General features: G+C 35.5%; 11 protein-coding genes and 1 pseudogene. 3 read left to right on the forward strand and 9 right to left on the reverse strand.

What is annotated here, in order from left to right:
• The first annotated feature begins 434 nt into the window (after positions 1–434).
• The 3 genes from addB to trxA all read left to right on the forward strand — a co-directional run bounded on the left by addB (position 435) and on the right by trxA (position 7,523).
• Complete coding sequence (gene addB / locus GGR08_RS00890; protein ID WP_183193534.1) at positions 435–3,560, forward strand: double-strand break repair protein AddB; 3,126 nt, start codon at positions 435–437, stop codon at positions 3,558–3,560.
• Positions 3,557–7,033: a double-strand break repair helicase AddA gene (addA, locus tag GGR08_RS00895; protein WP_183193535.1), complete on the forward strand. Its 3,477-nt coding sequence runs from the start codon at positions 3,557–3,559 to the stop codon at positions 7,031–7,033. Before addB ends, addA begins: the two co-directional genes overlap by 4 nt.
• Positions 7,034–7,199: 166 nt before the next feature.
• Positions 7,200–7,523 (forward strand): thioredoxin, encoded by a 324-nt coding sequence (gene trxA, locus GGR08_RS00900; protein WP_183193536.1) that lies wholly within the window; start codon positions 7,200–7,202, stop codon positions 7,521–7,523.
• Between the two features lie 1,148 nt (positions 7,524–8,671).
• Here the strand turns inward: trxA and tsaE are convergent.
• From tsaE to ubiB, 9 genes and pseudogenes are all read right to left on the reverse strand, one after another.
• Complete coding sequence (tsaE, locus tag GGR08_RS00905; RefSeq protein WP_183193537.1) at positions 8,672–9,142, reverse strand: tRNA (adenosine(37)-N6)-threonylcarbamoyltransferase complex ATPase subunit type 1 TsaE; 471 nt, start codon at positions 9,140–9,142, stop codon at positions 8,672–8,674.
• 51 nt (positions 9,143–9,193) lie between these two features.
• On the reverse strand, positions 9,194–11,659 hold the full coding sequence (locus GGR08_RS00910; RefSeq protein WP_183193538.1) for a PAS-domain containing protein: 2,466 nt from the start codon (positions 11,657–11,659) through the stop codon (positions 9,194–9,196).
• Between the two features lie 35 nt (positions 11,660–11,694).
• The gene (ahcY, locus tag GGR08_RS00915) at positions 11,695–13,092 is read right to left on the reverse strand and encodes an adenosylhomocysteinase (protein WP_183193539.1); all 1,398 of its coding nucleotides are present in this window, start codon (positions 13,090–13,092) and stop codon (positions 11,695–11,697) included.
• Positions 13,093–14,627: 1,535 nt separating this feature from the next.
• On the reverse strand, positions 14,628–15,626 hold the full coding sequence (locus GGR08_RS00920) for a complex I NDUFA9 subunit family protein (protein WP_183193540.1): 999 nt from the start codon (positions 15,624–15,626) through the stop codon (positions 14,628–14,630).
• 43 nt (positions 15,627–15,669) lie between these two features.
• A complete protein-coding gene (locus tag GGR08_RS00925) occupies positions 15,670–16,989 on the reverse strand; it encodes a bifunctional folylpolyglutamate synthase/dihydrofolate synthase (protein ID WP_183193541.1) in 1,320 nt (439 codons plus the stop codon).
• A 4-nt stretch (positions 16,990–16,993) separates the two neighbouring features.
• Positions 16,994–17,914 carry an acetyl-CoA carboxylase, carboxyltransferase subunit beta gene (gene accD / locus GGR08_RS00930; RefSeq protein WP_183193542.1) on the reverse strand — a complete coding sequence of 307 codons (921 nt, stop codon included), beginning with the start codon at positions 17,912–17,914 and terminating at the stop codon, positions 16,994–16,996.
• Positions 17,915–18,734: 820 nt separating this feature from the next.
• A pseudogene (locus tag GGR08_RS00935) lies at positions 18,735–19,443 on the reverse strand (sulfate transporter family protein).
• A gap of 1,125 nt (positions 19,444–20,568) precedes the next feature.
• Entirely contained in the window at positions 20,569–21,975 is a 1,407-nt protein-coding gene (coaBC, locus tag GGR08_RS00940; RefSeq protein WP_183193543.1) for a bifunctional phosphopantothenoylcysteine decarboxylase/phosphopantothenate--cysteine ligase CoaBC, read from the reverse strand.
• A 68-nt stretch (positions 21,976–22,043) separates the two neighbouring features.
• Complete coding sequence (gene ubiB / locus GGR08_RS00945) at positions 22,044–23,630, reverse strand: 2-polyprenylphenol 6-hydroxylase (RefSeq protein ID WP_183193544.1); 1,587 nt, start codon at positions 23,628–23,630, stop codon at positions 22,044–22,046.
• Between the last annotated feature and the right edge of the window lies 1 nt (position 23,631).

Genomic DNA, 23,631 nt, shown 5'->3' on the forward strand with positions numbered 1-23,631 from the left:
CAATCAAAATCATTTATTTGCACATCATAAATATAATTACTGGAATGTGTAAAAACACTTAAATAAAAAAACTTATAAAGCTTCTACATAGCCAAGTCTCACCAAAAAACGAGCAATTGTAAAGAAAATGATAGAGTATGTAAAAGGTATTTTCAGATTGCACTATATAAAGAATACGATAAATTTATTATATTACCTATTTAAATTAGATAATAAACTATAATCAATTCTTCGTTAAAAAGTATCAGGAAAAATTTATCTATGTTTTCGCGGTTATTTAAGACATGTAGTGTATTTCAGGATTTTTTAATCTAAGCTAAAAATCTTCTGTATAAATATAGCTTTTCAGTTTTTCCTTTTGTAAATATTGTATACATTTATAGTTATGCACATAATTAATAAGCTGAAATTTGTTATCCCAAATACGAGATCATATGGCCTATAAACCGCGTGTCTTTTCTATTTCTTCAGGAACTGCTTTTTTGCCTCATTTTGTTGATGCACTGCTTTCTGGTATGCTTATTGATAATTTTGCTCCCAATGGAGACATTCAGACTGCCCTTGCTGATAGCCTTATTTATGTGCCGACACGTCGTGCTGCTCGTACTTTGCGTTTAGCTTTTGTTGAAAGAAGCGATACACAATCAACTTTCTTGCCAACCATTCGTGCTTTGGGAGATGTAGATGAAGACAGTTTTCTTTTTATCGAAAATCAGATTAATGCTTTAGATTCACCCATTGGAGAAAGTGAACGTCTTTTTCTTTTAGCGCGCCTTATTCGTCCATGGCGTGAAAATTTGCCTGCGCATCTACGTGCTATGTTTGATACAGAAGATGTGCTTATTCCAGCTCATAGTGCTGATGCGATTTGGCTTGCTCAAGATTTAGCACATTTGATGGATGAAATCGAAACGGAAGGAGCAGATTGGTCAAAACTTAAAGATATTGCTCCTGATATGGTCGCTGAATGGTGGCAAATAACGCTCGATTTCTTAACTATTGTTACGCAAAATTGGCCACAAATCCTACAAGAAAGGAAACGAAGTAATCCCGCAGAATGGCGTAATCAAGTACTCACCATGCATGCAGAAACTTTACGACGAACACAACCTGATAAGCCTATCATTGCAGCTGGTGTGTCAGGTTCTATTCCTGCAGTTTCTCATCTTTTAAAGGTTATATCCTCTCTGCCAAAAGGGGCTGTTGTTCTTCCTGGACTTGATTTTCATATGGATGAAGAGCAGTGGGATGCACTAAGTAGTAGCAATAAAGAAAAAACAGCTTGTAATTTTTTTGATCATGCAGAAAATGTCTTTAGCCATCCTCAATATCATTTAAAAAAGCTCCTTACTCTTATGGAGTGTCAACGTCATCATGTTTGCGAAATTGGCCAACAAAGTGCAACAAAGAAAAGGCGGATGGCTCTTTTATCAGAAGCACTCCGACCGGCTTCTACGACAGATAAATGGATACAAATTGTCCGTGATGATTATGAGAGTCTTTGTGCAGATTGGTCATTTATTGAAGCTATAAACGAACATGAAGAGGCTCTGGCTATTGCTGTTGCTTTACGCAAAGCTATTGAAGAACCAAAAAAGACTGCAGCTCTTATTACAAATGATCGTAATTTAGCACGCCGTGTTTCTGCAGAATTACAGCGGTTTGGAATTGAAGCAAATGATTCGGGTGGAATACCGCTTGCACAAACATTGCCTGTAACTCTCTTACGACTTATCTTAGAAAATGTGTTGCAGCCTAATGATCCTATAGCTTTTCTTTCTCTTCTCAAACATCCACTTACAGCACTCCAACAAAACCGTTATCGTTTACGGGAAATGGCAGAAAATTTTGAACTTTTTGTTCTTCGAGGGAATACGGGGCGTATCAGTCTTTGCGAATGTGATCAATTTCTTGAAAAATGGATTGAGACATATACTCATCATGATTCTGAAATCAACCCCCTTGATCAGCAAAAATATGAAGAAGCACGTTTCCTTTGTCATCTTTTAAAGAAAGCTGTTGAACCTTTAACGTTTCTTATAAAACAAGAGAAAGAATGTACTATCAATGAGGCTGCAATAGCAACTGTTGAGGTTTTTGAAAATTTTGGTCGCAATGAGGATAATTCTCTTGCACATCTTTATCAACACGAAGCAGGGCAAGCCTTATCAAATTTTTTGCGTGAATTGGTCAGTGATCAATCAGGATTAACATTTCATCTTTACGAATGGCCTGCTATGTTTTCTGCCATAATAGCTACCCGTTCTGTCACACCTTCTCCTGGAGGACATCCGCGTTTATTCATCTGGGGTACTTTGGAATCACGTTTGCAAACGGTTGATACAGTGGTTATCGGCGGTCTTAATGAAGAATCCTGGCCGATGTCAACCCGAAATGATGCCTTTTTATCGCGATCAATGAAAATGATGTTAACTTTGGAACCAGCAGAGCAGCGCGTTGGTCTTTCCGCACATGATTTTCAATGGGCGATGGGAATGGATAAAGTGGTTATGAGTCGCGCATTGCGCGTTAATCATACGCCTTCCATTCCTTCACGTTGGCTACAACGCATAGAAACAGTTGTAGGAAAACAAATTTGGAAACAAATTCGTGCGCGAGGTGAAATACTACTCCATTGGGCAAAACTGCTTGATCATACGAGCTTGATTTCAGGGGTTGAGCGTCCTTGCCCTGTACCACCCCTTGAGATGCGCCCACGTCATTTTTCAGTCACTGAAATAGAAACATTGCGGTATGATCCTTATGCTATTTATGCAAAAAAAATCTTAAGGCTCAAACCACTTAAAGCACTTATTCATGATCCTGGTGCTACTGAACGTGGAATACTTTATCACGCTATTCTTGCAGATTTTTGCACACAAATAAAAAATCCAAATGCTGCAAATGCATTAAATATGCTTCTCGCTATTGGCCGTAAGGAATTTGATAAATGCAATTTTCCGTCCGATATTGAAGTAATTTGGTGGACTAGTTTTGAAGATCTTGCTCCACGCCTGATTCAATGGGAACAAAGTTTAGGACCGCGAGAGCGATATGCTGAAATTGTATCACAAAAAATTCCTATAGGTACAACAGGAGTAACCCTTTCAGGGCGTGCTGATCGATTTGATATTTTGCCAGATAAAACAGTTGAAATTTTAGATTTTAAAACCAGTACACTTCCTTCATCAAAACAGATTCGTAAATTATTGTTTCCACAGTTGGCTTTAGAAACAGCTTTGCTTATAAAAGGGGCTTTTCCAGATTTTCAAGATCTTATTCCCTCAAATTTATTTTATATTCCTCTTAACGAAAAAGGTGAAATTAAATCCCAATCCATTCTTTTAAAGAAAAAGGAAGTAAAAACTCACTTAAATGCTGTTAATTTTGGTAAAATTGCGTGGGAAAAACTTATCGCACTCATAACTTATTATCAAAATCCACAACAAGGCTATCTTTCACATGCTGTCCCAATGTTAAAACGATCTGAAGGTGATTACGACCATTTGGCACGGTTATGGGAATGGTCAAGTGATCTTCATAAAGCAGAGAAATCATGACTTTTTTTTCTATTCCTAAAGCAGCTCTTGATGCACAAGCAACGGCAACACATCCTCAAAAAAACGTGTGGGTTTCTGCGAATGCTGGATCTGGAAAAACGCATGTTTTAAGTGAACGTGTTATACGTTTGCTTTTAAACGGGACGCCTCCAGCACGTATTTTATGCCTTACTTATACAAGGGCTGCCGCTGCTGTTATGCAATCACGAATTGTTCATACGCTTTCCAGTTGGAATGAACTCAATGATGCCCAGCTTCAAAAAACCTTAGCACGGTTTGAAAATAAGCCCGTCAATGCGCAAAAATTAACTTATGCAAGACAACTCTTCGCTCGTGCTCTTGAAACGCCTGGTGGCTTAAAAATCCAAACGATACATGCTTTTTGTGAATCTCTTTTGCATCAATTTATGTTAGAAGCCAATATTGCAGGGCATTTCGAAATTCCTGATGATATCAGTCGAAAAAAATTACTACAAGAATCTCGCCGCCAACTTTTAGCTCGTCATGATGTAAAACCTGTTTTACAACAGTTATTTAAAGTTATCGGGGAACATACGTTTAATCAATTACTCTATGAAGCAACGGAAAAGCAACATAAACTGTCTGATTTTTTATCTTTTCTTTTATGTGACAATGGAGAAGGAAAATTACGCGCGTTTTTTAACTTAACGCCTGATGAAACAAACCAAAGCCTTTTGGAACAAATTCAACAGACAGCGCGCCTTCCTCTTTATATTCTTACACATTGTAAAACAGAAGGCAGTCAAAGCTTCAAGGATATGGTGGCAAAACTTTCCCAATTAGAAAAAATGCGTGATGAGACAAAAATTCTCAATATTATTTCTGATGTTTATTTTACAACCAAAGGTGAGCCGCGGAATTTTTCACATTTATCTCGTAAAAAATCAGACGAAATTTGGCCTTTTATTCAACAAACGTTTGAAGATAAACAAAGAAAGCTTTCTATTCTTTTAGAGAAATATCAGTGCGCAAAAGTCGCCACTCTCAATATGGCTGCTTTTCAGCTATGTGCTATTTATCTTAAAATCTATACAAATTTAAAAAAGGCCAATGGTTTCTTAGACTTTGACGACCTTATTGAACGTACGCTTCATTTGTTACAGCGCAAAGGTGCAAGCCAATGGGTGCATTATAAACTTGATCATGGGCTTGATCACATTCTACTTGATGAAGCACAAGATACCAACCCTGAGCAATGGCAAATTATTCAACTGTTGGTACAAGAGTTTTTTTCAGGCTATAGCCAGCGAACAAATATACGTACTCTTTTTGCTGTAGGAGATGAGAAGCAATCGATTTATTCTTTTCAAGGCGCTGCTCCAGAAAATTTTGCTGCAAATGGACGAATCATTCAAAAAAAAGTGCAGCAAACAAATCAGCAGTTTGAAAAAATACAATTGCATTACTCTTTTCGCTCTACAGCGGATGTTCTTAAAAGCGTTGATCTTGTTTTTGAATCACCAGAAAACTATAAAGGGGTTTCGGCAGAAAATACAAAAACAGTGCATGAAGCTATTCGTGTTCATAGTCCTGGTGAAGTTGTTATATGGGATGCCATTTCCAAAGAGAAGCGTGAATTACCTCAAGATTGGTGTACAACTGTTGATCATTTAGATACACCTGAAGTCCGATTAGCAGAAAAAATTGCTGAGACTATTGCTAATTGGTTACAAAAAGGTGAAATACTTTCAGCAAAAGGACGTTTAATACGGGCAAGTGATATTATGATCTTAGTTCGTAAACGTGATCAATTTGTCTCAGCTCTTTCCCGTGCTTTTAAACACCGTAATATTCCGGTAGCAGGTGCTGATCGTTTACGACTTACCAAACATATTAGTATTCGTGATTTAATGGCACTTGCGCGTTTTGTTTTACAGCCACAAGATGATCTTTCTCTTGCTTGTGTTTTAAAAAGTCCTCTTTTTGCTCTGAGTGAAGAGGAACTCTATCAGATTTCTGCACATCGCACGGGCTCTCTTTGGCAAAGTCTGCGTACACATACATCATCGCAGGTATCTTTTAAATATGCTTTTGAAAAGCTAAACTGTTATCGTAATTTGGTGGATCAGATACCGGTTTTCGAATTCTATAGCCATATTCTGAACAACGATAAGGGACGACAAAAAATTCTAGCTCGTTTAGGATCTGAAGCAAGTGATGTGCTTGATGCTTTTATGGATTATACGCTCACTATTCAAAAGGCAGGATTACCTGGATTACAAGCTTTTTTAGAAACATTAAGTGCGAGCGAGCCAGAAATTAAACGTGAATTTGAACAAAATAATGAAGAAATTCGTGTCATGACAGTTCATGCTGCAAAAGGACTAGAGGCTGCTGTTGTGTTTTTAGTTGATCCTGGCAGTGCGATTTGGCACCCTCAGCATGCACCTCACTTACTTAAAGTTCCTTTAAACGATACACAATGGAATGGACAACAAGCTTTTATTTGGCGCCCCAATGAAAAGTTAGATACAAAACTTTCTAATCAAGCAATTTCGCATTTAAAAAAGCGTGCAGAAGAAGAATATAGACGTCTTCTTTATGTAGGAATGACACGCGCTGAGGATCGCTTGTTTATTTGTGGATATAAAAGCCAGAAAACATCATCTCAGACATGGTTACAACTGGTAAAAAGAGCCCTAGAACCGCATGTTGTTGCTGTGAAAGGGCCTGCGGAAGATATTACAGCTTGGCGTTATTGCATTACAGCACCTTCTTCTGGTTCTATAAATCAAAAAACATCTAGTGCTGAATACCAAACATTACCACCTTTGCCTGCTTTTTTCTTTCATAAAATACCAGCAGAACCAGTATTACCAAAACCGTTAAAACCCTCAGTTGCTAGTCTTTCCATTGAAGTTGATACAGAGTTTTCCTCAGATTCAAAACAACTTACTACCTCACCTGTTTTAGGAGAAACGAACATCAATAGAACTTTTTCTATTGAATATGGTAATTTCATTCATCGATTATTACAATATTTACCTGATTTTCCCCCAAAACAACGTCGAGATTATGCTCGAAGCTATCTCAATATCAAAGCGTCTCATTGGTATGAGAACCAAAAAGAAGATGCTCTTCACCATATTTGGAAAATATTAGATCATGTTGACCTCAAACCCCTCTTCTCTGAACATTCACGCGCTGAAGTTTCCTTAATGGGTATTATAAAAATTCATGGAAAAGAACAAGCAATCTCTGGTCAAATTGACCGTCTCTCCATTACGCAAAATAGCATTATCTTTGCTGATTTTAAAACGGGAATCCCACCAGAAAACGAAGCTGCTATTGCCTCCCATCATTGGTTGCAAATGGCTCTTTACCGAAAATTGTTGCAAGCTATTCATCCTGGTAAAGATGTTCAAGCTCTGCTAATCTACAGTAAAGAAGCTAAAGTTTTTAAACTTCCTCCAGAAAAATTGGAGGCATGTCTTAATGAAATTGCCTTATGAGTTACTCTTTCTCTTCAAAGCATCTTTTTATTTTCATAAAATCATACAAATAAATACAATTCACAATATCTAATGTAAAAAGGTCCTTTAATAATTTATCTTTGCAATAACTTGATATGAATTGCTATCATCCCAATGTATAGAAATGAATCTAAAGGATAAATCAATGACGTGTATAAAAGTTGATAAAGACAATTTCGAAAGTGAAGTTTTAACCTCTTCCACACCTGTTGTAGTTGATTTTTGGGCAGAATGGTGTGGGCCTTGCAAAATGATTGCTCCAATTTTGGATGAAATTTCAAAAGAAATGCAAAATCAAGTTAAAATTGCTAAAGTGAATATTGATGAGAATCCGGAATTGGCTATTCAATATGGAGTACGTTCTATCCCTACATTACTAATGTTTAAAAATGGAAATGTTTCATCGAATATAGTTGGCGCTTCCCCTAAAGGACACCTTTATGAATGGATAAAAGATGGGCTTAGTTAATGCCGCCACATAACAACCACAAAGGGGAGAAATTTTATCTCTCCTTTTGTCTTTTTAAACATTATTTTTTGCAGTCTATTATAATTAAAAAATTCCCATATATAAACAAAAGTATACACAGTCAATAATGATGCAAAGATTATAATGCATTAAGCTAGTTTAAATGAAACGCAAATACGTTATTCTGATGACAGTTCATAAATTTTACGATACGTTTTTTATAATATAAAAAGTTTTGTCGTATAGAAAAGAAAAACCTTAAAACATTTAGTAATTTGAAATTGATTGATAACATCATATATTTAAAGGTTACATCTTGTTTTAATGAGTTGGACATCACATTAAAAAATAAAATTTGCAATTTCCAAAGTTTGGAACTGTAAAATGTATATCTGCTGTCACAATAAATAATGAAAATTATAAAATCATAATGTTATGTCTTATGAAATTGGAAGCCCTTACTAACGTATTATCTGGTTAAGTATCAAAGATATTTTGAAAATTATAGTTTAAAAATAGTGAAATCGAGTTTTGGTTGAGAAATTTTAGTCATACAAAACTTGTAGATTTGAGAAGACTTATTCAAAATAAGGCGGTAGAATTTAAACTTACTATAGCTTTACTAAATACAAATATTTGAATAAACTCTTAAAAATCTCACTAAAAATTTAAATTAACTTCTTTAGTAAGATAAGAGCTAAAATTATTCTAAAAACATATTCCTAGAATTAGAATATTTAATTTTTTGAATTTAAAGATGCATCGGCTTTTTTTAAGAATTTATATTTTTTAATCGATTTTATAAAGGTGCAAGATTCGAATATGAAAAATTATAAATAAAATAATCCTTTAGGTGTGATATATATTTAAAATAAGTTAGCTTTTCATCAAGCTGGTGGCGAGGTCTCAAAATTCTAGATATTAGATTCTCTAAAATAAACCGATTACTTTCTACAAATTGACGGATGTGCTTTGCAAGTTGTTCCACTATTATATAAATAAAAGAATCAGTGTTTTGTTGTATCGTCATAGTTGGTGCAGCCAAAAGGGGATTTTTATGTTTTCATCATCTTAAATTTCATAGGTATAGATTAAGAAGGGTATCATCAATTAAAAAATGATGATGTCCATGATCACGGTTATGTTTTTTAAAGTGTATGAATTGCAAAAGATAGTTGTAAACGTTTAATGGAATGTTGTGATGATTTAAGTGTCACATGACGCCCATGAGCTTCATATTGTAAGGTAAGTGCAAAAGTAGCCAGTTCTAAAAAAGCTGAACTTTTTTCTGGCCACTCAACAAGTAAGATATTTTTTTCACGTGCTTCATGCAATCCTAATTCATCAATTTCTTCTGCCATAGAAAGGCGATAAAAATCAGCGTGAATAATTTCAAACTTTGGAAGTTGATAATTTTGCACAAGAGTAAAAGTAGGGCTTGGAACATCCATTGTGTTATCGTTTACAAGTGTTTGAATGATTGTACGTGCAATGGTTGATTTTCCAGTTCCAAGATCCCCTTGCAGAGTTACAAGATCTCCAGGCTTTAAAGAAAGAGCTAAATTTTGTGCAAAAAGCTTTGTTGCTTCTTCATTTTCAAGAAAAAAGTTAAGATTCATCAAGTGTTCCCTGAAATGGATGAAAAATTTTTATTATAGTAAGAATTGAAATTAAAAAATCTTCTCTCCTTTGGGGAATGGGAAAAAACATTTAACTGTTGTTCCTTGTCCTGAACCTGTCAGAATTTCAACATGTCCACCATGTAATTCAACAAAACTTTTCACAAGGGAAAGACCAAGACCTGCTCCTGCACGCCCACCATGGTGTGAATGAGAAGAAAAACGTTTAAAAACACGATCAAGAATGTCTTTAGGGATGTCAGAGCCCTGATTGTGAACGCTAAATACAATGTTATTATCTTGTTCATCGACGCAAAACTCAATAGTACTTGCTTCTGTTGCAAAATTAATAGCATTACTCAATACATTCACAAAAATTTGATGCAAACGTTTTTCATCAGCAGAAATAGAGTTTAAGGAAGGAGAAATTTGTTGTAAAAGCGTAATATGGCGCCCATTAAGTCGATCTTCTACCCGTGCTACTGCTTGTATCATAGCATCGGCAATGTTAACCGGTTTTATATCTAGCTTCATAATGCCTGCATCAAGAGTGGCAAGATCAAGAATATCATTAACAATATTTAAAAGGGCTCCTGATTCTGAATGAATATACCCAAGATATTCTTGTTGGCGTTCATTGATAAAACCAAAAATTTGATCACGTAAAATGTCAGAAAATCCAATGATATTGGTGAGAGGTGTACGCAATTCATAGGAAATATGTTGGACAAATTCATTACGCAAACGATCAGCACTTTCTAATGCTTCATTTTTTTCTTGAAGAGCACGTGCAACATGGACAGTGTCTGTAACATTTGCAAAAGTAAGCATTGTTTGTCCATCGGGAAGAGGGACCAAAGTATAATCAATAATCATATTATTTTTAAGATCTATACGACCTGAATATGTTTCACGTTTTTCAGCAAAACCGGTAATAAATTTGGTAAACTGATCCCATTCTTTCCCCAAGGTTAAGGTTGAACAATAGCTTTGTAACTGAGTAATATGGGTTCCTTCTACCAGTAAATTATAAGGAAGTGACCACAATTTTGATAAGGCGGGATTTGATAAACGAAGCCGTCCATCAGCACCAAAAACGACCACGCCTTCGGAAAGCTTATCAAGTGTTTCACCCTGTATTTTAATAAGTGTATTATAACGGCGTTCAAGATCAATTTTTTCTGTAAGGTTTTCATAAAGCCAGATAACACCTCCTTGTGGGTGAGGGTTAGAAATAACACGTACGGTACGCCCATCTGGAAGATTCCAAATTTGTTGATTTGATTCTGTTTGTTGATAGGCTTTAAAAAGTTCTTCTTTCCATGCGCGCCAGTCTGGGTGTTCAGCAATGAGCCCTTTTTCACGCAAGCGTTCAAGAAACAATGTATGGCTTGGCTTACTTTCTAAAAATGAATTCTCCAACGGCCATAAAACTTTAAAAGCATGATTGCAGAATTTTAATTTTTGGTTTGTATCAAAAATGGCTACAGCTGTTGAGATTTGGTCAAGTGTTTCACAATGGCTTTGAAGAATATATTTTAATTCATGAACAAGATTATCATAGGCACTGTCATCGCGTGCAAAAGCGGCCATCCCTTCAGCTGTTGTAATACGTGTGAGATAAAAACGGTGCCGTTCTCCATCAATAACGGTATGAACATGTTCTTGAAAAATTGTTTCTGTCTCATCTGTTTTACGTTGTGTGTTTTCATTGAAAAGATCCGCCACTTCACCGTTGTTTTCACGAAAATTTGTCATCTCTCTAAAAGCGCGATTGATAAAACAAACATTTCCCTCAGGATCTTTTATCCATACGGGCTCTTGAATAAGATCAAGAAGATTGCGCTGCATTCTGAGTTCAGTAAGAAGGCGTGCAGTTTCTTTCTGTAAACGAGCATTTTCACTCTGTTGTTTTGAGATATCTTGAAAACGAGCAATAGCGACAGTTCCTGCGATGATTCCTGTAACTTGTAGAAGCACATTATTTTTGGTGATGATAGAAAGTTCAAAAGGGTGATATTTACAACGTAGTTGAATCAATGCATCATTAAGTTCTCGCAGGGAATTTTCTTCAACCCAGAGCTCAAAGTGTTGAAAATCTTGTTGCTCGATTTCTATTTTTTGCAATATGGCAAGAGCACCAACGACACGGGGAAAGGCTATTGGATTTTCCCAAATAAGAAGGAATTGCTCGGTTTCTTCTAGAAGCCATTCATAATATTTAAGTTTTTCAGAAAAATCTACCTGAATTATCTTCAGAGATTGCTGTGCAGATTTTTTTGCACACATGATAACAGCCACGCATATGAGAAGTGAAGCGCAAGAAATTCCTCCACACAGTGCTAAAAACAACCATGGACCATTTGACACAGTGAAAGAAAATGGTAAATAATTCTCCGATGTTTGAGCAACGGTGCATGTTGGAGAAAAAAAGACAAAAAGACAAAATATATACCTATAAATTCGAATCATTTTTTGAGCTTTTTCTTTGGGGTTACAGTCACCAAAGCTGAGCACGATATTTTTCCTTTTTTTAAACCCAAGGAAACATTTTAGTAGCGGTAATGGCTTGGTTTGTAAGGTCCTTGTGGTGTGACTCCAATATAAGCGGCTTGTTCTTCTGATAAAGCACTTAATTTTATTCCTAACTGATCAAGATGGAGACGTGCAACTTTTTCATCAAGGTGTTTAGGCAAAACAGTAATTTCATTTGTATAGTGTTCTGCACGAGTAAAAAGTTCAATTTGCGCTAAAACTTGATTAGTAAATGAGGCTGACATAATAAAAGAAGGGTGTCCCGTTGCATTACCGAGGTTTAACAAACGTCCTTCAGAGAGCAAAATAATGCGTTTTCCATCGGGAAAGGTGATCATATCAACTTGTGGTTTAATATTTGTCCACGGCAAATTTCTGAGGGTTGCGACTTGGATTTCATTATCAAAATGACCAATATTCCCAAGAATACACATATCTTTTACTTGTCGCATATGATCTAAACGAACAACATCTTTATTACCTGTTGTTGTGATAATAATATCAGCACTGGAAGCCTCATCATCCAAATTAACAACTTCATAACCATCCATAGCAGCTTGAAGAGCGCAAATAGGATCAATTTCTGTCACTTTAACACGAGCTCCCGCACCGGAAAGAGATGCTGCTGAACCTTTTCCTACATTCCCATAACCGCAGACAATGGCAGTTCTACCAGCGATCATCATATCTGTTCCACGTCGAATACCATCAACCAATGATTCTCTGCACCCGTATTTATTATCAAACTTTGATTTAGTGACGCTATCATTGACATTAATAACAGGAAAAGGAAGAAGTCCTTCTTTCTGTAATTGATAAAGGCGGTTTACACCTGTTGTAGTTTCTTCGCTTACACCTTTGATTGCTGCACGCTGTCGTGTAAAAAAACTTGGTGTTGCATCCATCCGCTTTTGGATTTGTTTGAAAAAAATTGCTTCTTCTTCTGTTTTAGGATGCGATAGGATATCTTTATTTTGTTCTGCAAAACTTCCCATTAAAATATAATTTGTGGCATCAGCTCCATCATCTAAAATAAGATTGGAAGGATTACCATCAGGCCATTGGAAAATTGCATCTATATAAGCCCAATATTCTTCTAATGTTTCACCTTTAACTGCGAATACAGGAATACCAGTTGCGGCGATAGCTGCTGCTGCATGGTCTTGCGTAGAAAAAATATTGCTAGAGCTCCATCGTATATCAGCGCCAATAGCTTTTAATGTTTCAATTAAAACAGCTGTTTGAATTGTCATGTGCAATGAACCAGAAATACGCGCTCCGCACAAGGGCTGACTGGAGGAAAACTCTTTGCGACAAGCCATCAAACCAGGCATTTCAGTTTCGGCAATGTCAAGTTCTTTACGACCGAAAGGGGCAAGTGCAATATCTCTGACAACAAAATCTTGAGCTGCCATTCTTTATTCCTTTAAAATCAATTCTTCCAGGAGGACGGTAGGAGAAATTAAAAAAAAATGCAAGATAAGAAGAAGACTTCTTTATGTGAAAAAAAATTAAAATTTTCATAAATTTGTGCAACAAATGCGCATTTATAGATCTGAGTAATGATTTTTCTGACAGGCTAAACAATTTCAGGATAAGTTATGATTACATAAACAAAACTTATCAAAAAATTTTCATTTTTCAAAACGTCAAAAATTCTAATCAATCGTGTCAATGAGAGTAAAATTTAAGAAATATGTTTCAAATCTAATTGGAATTTTCTTTAAAGAGTGTCTTCTTGATAAGAAAAAATATAATTATTTTGTAAAAAGCTAAAAACTTTGTTTAATAATTTTTTGTGTTTTTTATAATAAAGTTACACAAAAATCTATAATGGCATCATATCTTCTTTCGATATTCTCTCACCAAAAAGTATTTATATATTATCCTCAATTTGAGCTTTATGAATATGATGCAATGGATGCATAAAACACCTATAAAAAGTGAGAAATGTTCCTAATATTATTTTTCTCAGTAATTGATAAAAAAGCCATGCTAATTCATACCAAGGATATGGTTGCTTTTATACAGTTATTTATTTCATAAGATCTACCCTTTTAGTGTTGTCGTAAATTTCTTTCAGCTTTATATTTTTAAAAATATGATGCAAAAAAGCTATGCGATAACCTGTAAGGATGAGAAAATATAAATCTAAATGTATTATGTCATTATTCTGCAAAGTGTCTGAAAAATCCAGAACTTTTTTCAATTTATAAGAGTTGGTATATTTTATGTGATGTCGTTTTCCTCATAAAACTTTTGCTTTAATTGTTATTTGTAAACTAACATCTAACTGTAATGCAATTACATAGATAAAACAAATATTGAAACGATTGAAAGTGTTCTATAAGCACCCCCCACTTTCTATATAGCAGAGTAAGGCAGATAAGCATTACTTAATATATTTCAAGTAATCTATGAAATAAAACACAAGCTTTTAAAAAATACGAAGGCATAAAGGTGAAAACAAAGCTCTATCCGTTTCATCTAGTTTTACAATTTTTCAAAATCTCTAAGGAAATACCTTTTAAATAATAAAAATTGTACATGGCACCACAGTTTTTATATCGATTATTTTACTCACTCATATAGTTGTTGAAAAAGGCATTATTTCCTTTTTTAATCTCATTATTAAGCTTTTTAGCAAAATAATATAATGCAAAGCTATCGGTTACCATTTTTATATTCAAAGAACCGTAATCCAGAAAAGGTTCTTCTGGGTTCTAATGTTGCATCTTCGCGTATATAAAGGTAGTTTATAAGATGCGTTTTTCTTTTATTTTCAAAGATCTTTCTCCAAATCCTATAGATGTGCGAGGAATCTTTTTTGTGAGACTGAATGAAGCATTTAAAATGCAAAAACATCATTCTATTTAAATTTAATACTCTAATTTTAAAACAGCTAATAATCAAAAATCAAATAACTAACTAATTTCTAAAAGCATTTATTCTAGACTGATAAGTTTTGGGAAAATTGACCATGCCGACGAAATCGCCAGAGATAACTTGGCAAAACTGCAGTCATTGCTTTAGGAGTAATTCCTCCTCCTTCTAAAGTATATCCATTTTCAATAGCTTCTTGAGAAACAATATTGTCCATTTGCAAAAAGCGTATCTGATTGGTTGTTACAAGTGTTGGTACAAAAGGTACTTTACCGATTGTTTCAAAAATTGCTCCAATCAATAGACTGATAGAAATAGGCATGGATAGCATTGTTTTTTTACGATGAATAATTTTAAGTATATTTTTAAGAACATTTTGGAAGGTGATAATCTGGGGTCCACCAAGATCATAGTTTTTTCCCCAAGCAACCTGTCCCTCTAAAGCACGCACAATAAATTCGGCAATGTCCCCAACATATACAGGTTGCAGTTTATTTTTCCCACCTCCAAAAAGAGGTATAATTGGTAGAAAACGTGATAAATCTGCTAAAGTATTAAAGAAACAATCTTCTGGTCCAAAAATAACAGATGGACGCAGTATAATTGCTTGAGGATACTTGTTATGAATGATTTGTTCACCCATAAACTTAATACGTGCATAAAGACATGAAGTATTCTCGTTTGACACAAGTGTTGACATATAGATGAGTGGAATATCAGCTTTTGCTGTTAATTCAGCAACGTTATAAGTACCATCAATTTGTGTATTTTTAAAATTTGATTGATTTGCTTGCTTCAAGCTACCAGGTAAAAACACTGCAGCATCAGCTCCAAGCAATGCGCGTGCAACAGAGGCACGATGCTTGATATCCGTTTTAAGCATTTGGGTTTGACCTACTTCTCCTATTTGGAGCATGTAATAAGCTTTTTGTGGACACCGAATAGCAATACGAACGCGATACCCCCGCTTAGTCAAAGTTTCAACGACATGTCGCCCTACAAAACCAGATCCGCCAAAAACAGTAATGATTTTAGGATGTTGATAAAGCGCACAATCAAGTTGCATGATTAAAAAGTCTATCTTTCAAATAGTTAAAAACAACTAACTTCTAACACGGTGGTGTTTTATTGTCACGCAAAATATCTCCGGCAAGATAAAGGGAACCTCCAATAAGGACAATAGCCTCTTTATATTCCACCTTAATTTTATGCAAGGCATCTTGTAAGTGCGCTTGTGGAGTAGCCAAGATTCCTGCTTTTTGGGCTGATTCAGCTAAGTTTGTTGGAGAGAGACAAGCATTGTTGTCAATCAGCGGTATCGTATATATTTTATCGACAAGGTTAGCTAAAGGATGAAAATAACCAACAGCATCTTTAGTCTTAAGCATGCCAGCAATCATAATAATGGGACGATCTGTTTTTTGTCTCCATTGTCTAAGCTCTGCCGCAATAACTTTTCCAGCAGCAGGATTGTGACCACCATCTAACCATAAATCAATATTAGGAAACAGTTGCTCAACCAACTGTCCTTGGGTAAGATGTTGCATACGTGCAGGCCAATAAATATTTTTTAAAGCGTCATTTATGGTTTGTTCTGAAAGTTGAAAACCTGCTTGATAGATTGCTTCAAGAGATGCACCAGCATTAGCAATTTGATGATCTCCAATAAGGTTAGGAAGTGAAAGATCCATGAGTCCTTGCTTGTTTTGAAAAACCATCCGTCCATGTTCTTTATAGCTTTGATAATCTTTATCAAATAGAGAATAAGATGTTTTATTTTTATCGACAAGGGGTATTAAAGTATCAAGAGTTTCTTGATAATTTTGCTTTCCAATGACTACGGGAACGTTTGGTTTGATAATCCCCCCTTTTTGAAAAGCGATTTGAGCAATTGTGTTTCCAAGAAAAATCTCATGATCATAATCAATGGGCATAATAAGAGATACAGCTGGTTTGTTAATTACATTAGTAGCATCAAAACGTCCGCCTAATCCAACTTCTAAAATGATAACGTCAGCGGGATGTACACTAAACAGCATAAAGACAGCGGCTGTAAAAATTTCAAAAATAGTAATTGGCTCTTGACGATTTATTTTTACAATTTCATGGATTGTTTCAGCCAATTGGCTTTCTGTAACAAGTTGACCACTTCCTTTTTGACCTAACCGACAGCGTTCATTCCAGTTCACTAGATGAGGTGAGCTATAGACATGAACGCGGTAGCCTGCACTTTCCAAAAGAGCTCGGCAAATTGCTGAGGCAGATCCTTTGCCGTTTGTTCCAGCAATGTGAATAATAGGTGCAAGTTTTAAATGCGGATTACCAAGACGCTTTAAAAGGTGAACAACACGCTTTAAAGAAAGATCAAATTTTTTCGGGTAGTTTTTTAGTAAATTATCTACAACCTTTTGTACTTGGCTTTGTTGCATGAATCTAAGCTGCTTTTGTTGTAGAAAGCGATGTTTGAGAATCTGTAGGGTATGGATCGGAAGGAGGAACAACGGCAGGGCATTTCATCATCAAGCGTAAAAGACGTGCAATAGTTGTTTTCATTTCTAAACGCGATACAACCATATCAATCATACCATGTTCAAGCAGATACTCGCTGCTTTGAAAACCTTCTGGTAGGGTTTCGCGAATAGTTTGTTGAATTACACGTGGACCGGCAAAACCAATCATAGCACCGGGTTCGGCAATGTGAATATCGCCGAGCATGGCATAAGAAGCAGTAACACCACCGGTGGTTGGATTGGTTAGCACTACAATATAAGGAAGTTTTACTTCTTTCAACATTTCAATCGCGACTGTTGTGCGGGGCATTTGCATTAATGAGAGTATTCCTTCTTGCATGCGCGCACCACCAGAAGCAGTAAAAAGAACCAAGGGGCATTTTTCGGCAATGGCAGTATCAAAAGCTTTTATAATAGCTTCTCCTGAAGCCATACCCAGTGATCCACCCATAAAGGCAAAATCTTGAACGGTTGCAATAATTGGTAATCCTTCAATTGTGCCACGTGCACTTAAAATATTGTCTTCAACACCTAGTTTAGAACGATATTCTTTTAATCGGTCAATGTAGCGTTTTTCGTCGCGAAACTTTAAAGGATCTGTTACAACTTTTGGATTTTCAAGAAGTGTATAAAGGCCATCATCAAAAAAATGCATGAGACGATTTTTAGCACTGATACGCATATGATAACCGGAATTAGGAGCCACAAATTGATTGGCTTCCAAATCTTTATGAAAAATCATTTCACCACTAGTAGGATCTTTAATCCATAAATTTTCTGGAATTTCACGGCGTCCTAATATAGAGTTAATCTTAGGACGAACATAATTTGTAATCCAGTTCATCTTCCTAGCCTCCCTTTAAAAATATTATACATTTTTTGCACGATTTGAAAGAATATAAAACTTAAATAATTACATTTACTTTACTGGCTGAACAAACGAATCCGTTTAATGTTTTTATCAACCCACGTATAGCCCTAACTCCATCGTTTTTTATTTTTAATTATTCAAATGCCATAAAATCATATGCATGAAAAATATTTCTATAACAAATTTCTCTGGATTTTTAAGAACTAACATGTTTTTATTCTTTGACTTTGATGTTAAAGCTCACTTCTCGCGCTAGCTAACAACCGCCTTATTTTTTTAATAAAAATGAACGTCTAATTAATCATTAATATCAACAGTTTTTAAGCAGAGAAATCTTATAATATAAAATGTTAACAAAACCACACTCATCCACTAAAGTTAATGGATATGATAACGTTATGTTACTGAAGCACCAATACCAGCACAATATTTTTTTAAAGGTTTTGTCAAAAGAGCTTTTCTTGATGTTTTGATAATGTCTTTTCATGTAAAACAGCACATACTTAACGTTGCATATTCACCCGCTTGTTTAACAAAGAGCTTTCTCAAAGTATTCAAGCTCATTTTGTGTGGCGTCCGTGAATAGTATTATATTCCCTTTTCTACGAATGGTATAAAATTCATTATGTCTGCATGTCCTCCATTTTTTCTGAAATAGAAGGTACAAACCAATACCATTTTATTTTTTCCAGTTTCCAATGTGACAACAATTCTTACATTTGAGAGAATTCATGAAAAGTATTTTACGCTTTTTCTGACTAGTAAGTTTTGTTAGGTTTAAAGCTAAGGAGCATTATTTTTGTGGGATGCTTGCTATGGTTTTGGGGAAAAGCATTTTATGTAAATGTGTCATAAAGGCGTTTGCAAAAAGTGGTGTTGCTAAATTAATGATAGGAATAGAAACAAAAAGCGCGATCAATAATCCTGCTATGTGATGAGTTTGTAAGAAAGCATGTGCGTCTTGCTCTTTATCGAAAACGGTGAGAAGCAAACAGGGAATATCTATAATCAAGAAAATAACCATTGATAGTGTGAAAAGCGATCAAATTAATACTTGGTATGCAGAATAAAATAAAAGCAATTCCATTGCCAATAAGGCTTAAAATAACAAATTAAAAAGAAATAATAAGCAAACGTTTAAATGACAGAGCTTGTCCAATCTGCCAGTTTGGATAATTTTCCTTTTCAATAATTTCAACGGCAGAGTCAATAAGAAAACTACCAATCATAGCTGTGATTGGTGCAATTAAAAAAGCCAACAAAAGAGCTACACCAATATTAAGGATGATGAGCATGCTAAAACCCAACCACCCTGTCCAATTAGGGAATTCAGGAATAAATTGAGCAATCCAGGGTCCTAAATAAGACACAAAAAGTTAGTGTACGCATGACCATAAAATAGCGAACATGAAGAAAGTAACGTCTAACGCTTTTAATATCATAATTCTGTATTGCAAGGCTAGAAGGTATTGTAAAGCACGATCGGCAGCAGTAAAAATCATAGATTAAGAAAAGAAGCAAAAAACAGGAAATATATTTCAAAGAATTTATTGTATGATTTTTTCTTTTTTGAATTACAAAATTTATTTTCACATTATAAAAAACAGCTAAGGATTCTTCGTTTAAAATAAAGTTTGAATAAATAGAAAATTTGATTTTTAAAAAGTAAGAAGAATTTAAAAGACAGCTATTGTAGAAGAACTTTTAAATATTCTTATACAGAATTTAGATTATTGCGTTTATATGATATAGGTAAAAAATTAAGTTAGTAGGAGCTATTCGGGAGGTAATTATTTATTTCCATTTATCCATTAGAGTTGCATAATTTCACCTATCTATATCCTTCCTTAATTTTGCAAAAGACTTGGTGTTCAGAGATTTTTTTCATTTGATGGTATAGCTTTGACTCTTGCTTTTATTCGAGACATTATTGAGGTTAATGGTTTAAGGGCAGCGTAGTAGCTACGTAGATATTTTTGTTTTGGGCAACAGAATGATTCATATGCTACAGCAATAAAGGAAAGAAAGAGGCTTTTTACTGTCCATATTCCATGGAAGAACTGTTTCTTGAGAAAAAAAAGGGAAATATTACTGATGATTAAAAATGATGAGATTTTGAATTTTACAAGCTATAAATTTAATAAAGTGATTCATTAAAGCATTTTTCATGAAAATAATACAATGATTCATTATACTAAAATAATTTTTAGATAATAACATCATATAATTTATGAAGAGAATTTATCATCTTTACCTTGAATAAGAATCTCAAATATAGAAATATTCTCTCAAAGTTTCGTCGTTAAAATTAAAACAATCATTTATTTACACACCACAAATAGAACCAATCTGAGGATAAAAAACGGTTTAAACAAGGAAATGCTTTTTATAAATCTCTCCCTAGTGCAAAAGCTTTCGCAAAATTAAGGGCTAGCAAATAGAATGGTGATTCTTATTTGTCTTCTTATAAGTTTGAGAAACTACAGTATAATAGATCTTACGCTTTATGAAAGCTATAATAAGATGAGATTTTAATCTAGTCGAGATGGATAGATACCTATTCTTAGTTCTATTTTATGAGGTGTTTTCCTATCTATGCATTTGAAGATTTATTATTTAAAAAGGGACTACTTTTCTTCATGAAGAATAGATGTTTGTTTGGTAAAAAATGAAACAATCATATTGGCTAATTTTTGTGCTACGTGTTGTTTACTCATATGTGGCCATTGTTCTATTTTTTCTCTACTCACGAGATAAACTTGATTTGTATCAGCACCCATGACATTTCTCCCATCAGGATTAAGAGAAACATTATTAGCAAGAATGAAATCAGCTCCTTTTTCAACACATTTTTTTTGTGCATTGGCAATGATATCATATGTTTCAGCAGCAAAACCAATGACCAATGAGGGGCGGTTTGGAGCGTGTCCAATCGTTGCTAAAATGTCAGGATTTTCGACCATATGAAAGGATGGCGGTATTTTATGAGCATTTTTTTTAATTTTGTGTAAAGACTGAGTTTGACTGCGCCAGTCACAAACAGCAGCAACAAAGATAGCACCATCAGCAGGCAATGCAGTTTGAACACCTTGTAGCATCTGTTGTGCTGTTTCAACATGGATAGTTTTTACTTCTTGTGGATCTGCAAGATTAACAGGCCCACAAATAAGTGTTACTTTTGCACCTAAATGTGCAAGAGCGGTTGCAATGGCATGACCTTGTTTACCTGAAGATCGATTAGCAAGATAACGCACAGGATCAATTGGTTCATGAGTAGGACCAGAGGTAACAATAAAATGGCGGCCAGAAAGAGGTTTTTCATGTACATTCAAAAGGATTTCTATAGCAGCGACAATGGTTAAAGGTTCGCTCATGCGCCCATATCCTGTCTCATCATGTTCTGCCATATTTCCGATTTCTGGTCCGATAATATGAACGCTATCTGCGCGCAATTGCGCAACATTACGAATAGTTGTCGGATGTGCCCACATGGCTGGATTCATAGCGGGTGCAATCAAAAGTGGGCAACGTGCTGCTAAAAGAATACAATCAGCCAGATCATCTCCTATACCATTGGCTATTTTTGCAATGCGATTGGCTGTCGCAGGGGCTAAAATAATGAGATCAGCATCACGTGCTAATCGGATATGTCCGATATCATGTTCTTCCTCACGTGAAAATAAATCAGTATATACAGTACCACCGCTTAAAGCTTCAGCGGCTAGTGGCGTAATAAATTTTTGCGCTGCTTTTGTCATAACAACTTTTAAATGTGCTCCACGTTCTTGTAAACGACGAATCAAATCAAGCGCTTTATAGGCTGCAATACTTCCACCAATAATAAGCAGGAGAGATTTTGATTTCAATGATTGCACTTCAGCAGCACTGGCATGAGAGGGTTGTGGAGTTAGAGTGGTAGGATTACTTAAAAGGCGGCGGGCTTCTTCTTCCATAGAAATACCATTTTGTGCGGCGCGTATTCGTAAAGCCTCTTTGATTTCAGGAGACAGGTTACGAATGGTAATACTGGCCATAAAATACCTCTAAGAAATAAAAAGATTTCAATGATTTCATTATTGATATTTTTAGCATATTAAGAAGATTAAAAAAGATGAAAAAAGTAAAAAGTGAGCCAAACGCAACATAACGCAATGATGAAGAGACTATAACGACCATAACGATTTCTACGACTTTGTTCGATAGCAAGTTGTTTGAGAGTAGTAGGAGAAAGATTAAAACCTGTATTTTTCATTTGGTTGAAATTTTCTTCTATACTTTGGAAATTTTGCACCAGTTGTGGTATTTTATGTGCCAGCGAAAGGAGAGCTTGTGCCCCTTCACTCAAGTCTTTTGCAAGGCCTATGGGTCCTAAGTTTTTACCAATCCATTCTGTGACAACGGGTTCAGAAGCTTTCCACATATTAAAATTGGGGTCTAATGTGCGGGCAACACCTTCCACAACAATCATAGTTTTTTGGAGCAATAAAAGTTCAGGCCGCGTTTGCATGTCAAACAATTCAGTGACTTCAAACAATAGTGTGAGCAGCTTAGCCATGGAAATGCTTTGTGCTGATTGTCCATGAATTGGTTCACCAATAGCGCGATTAGCTTGTGCAAAGCTTTCAATATTATGGTGTGAAGGGACATAACCTGCTTCGAAGTGAGCGCGTGCTACCCGATAGTAATCACGGGTAATAAAACCATAAAGGATTTCAGCGAGGAAATGCTTTTCTTTTTTTCCCAGTCTTCCTGTAATGCCAAGATCAACAGCAACAATACATCCTTTTGAGTCTACAAATAAATTGCCAGGATGCATATCAGCATGAAAAAAACCATCACGTAATGTATGGCGTAGAAAAGATTGAACAAGCGTTATGGCGAGTGCCTGCAAATTAAAACCTGCTTCTTTAAGTTTTGAAGTCTCAGATATTCTTATACCATCAATCCATTCCATTGTAAGGACATTACGTCCTGTCCGTTCCCAATCAATCCGTGGAACTCGAAAACCTGGATCATGTTGAATATTTTCAGCCATTTCAGATATAGCTGCTGCTTCTAAGCGTAAATCCATTTCGAGGCGTGTTGTTTGTGCTAAAGTATCCACCACACGAACAGGACGCAGTCTTCGAGAGGCAGGGATATAACGCTCTTGTAAATGAGCAATGAGATAGAATCCTCTAAGATCTTTAGAAAAACGTGCTCTGATATTGGGACGAATGACTTTTACAGCACATTTCTTTGTCTGACCGGTTTCATCGTTGTATTCAGCTGGATGGACTTGAGCAATAGAAGCAGCGGCGATAGGGGGATAAAAATTTACGAATAAATCATCAATGGAGCGACCAAGAGAATTCTCAATTTGAGCAATAGCAGCGGTGCAAGAAAATGTTTGGACACGATCTTGTAGTTGTGCCAAATCTTCTGCAATATTACGTCCAACAATATCAGGTCTTGTGGCAAGGAATTGACCAAGTTTTATGTAAGAAGGGCCAAGCTTATTGATGGCATATGAAATATTTTCAGATCGCTGTTTTTTTTTCGTTTTGTGTCGTGCTAGTGCTCGTGCTAGACGATGACATAATGCCGGAAATCCTTGAAGGTCGTCATGAGGAAGAGTACTTAAAACACCTTCACGTGTTAAAATCCATCCTGCACGCATTAATTGAAAATAAGGAGAAATTTGTACCATT

The sequence above is a fragment of the Bartonella fuyuanensis genome (assembly GCF_014197255.1).
Lineage (GTDB): Bacteria > Pseudomonadota > Alphaproteobacteria > Rhizobiales > Rhizobiaceae > Bartonella > Bartonella fuyuanensis.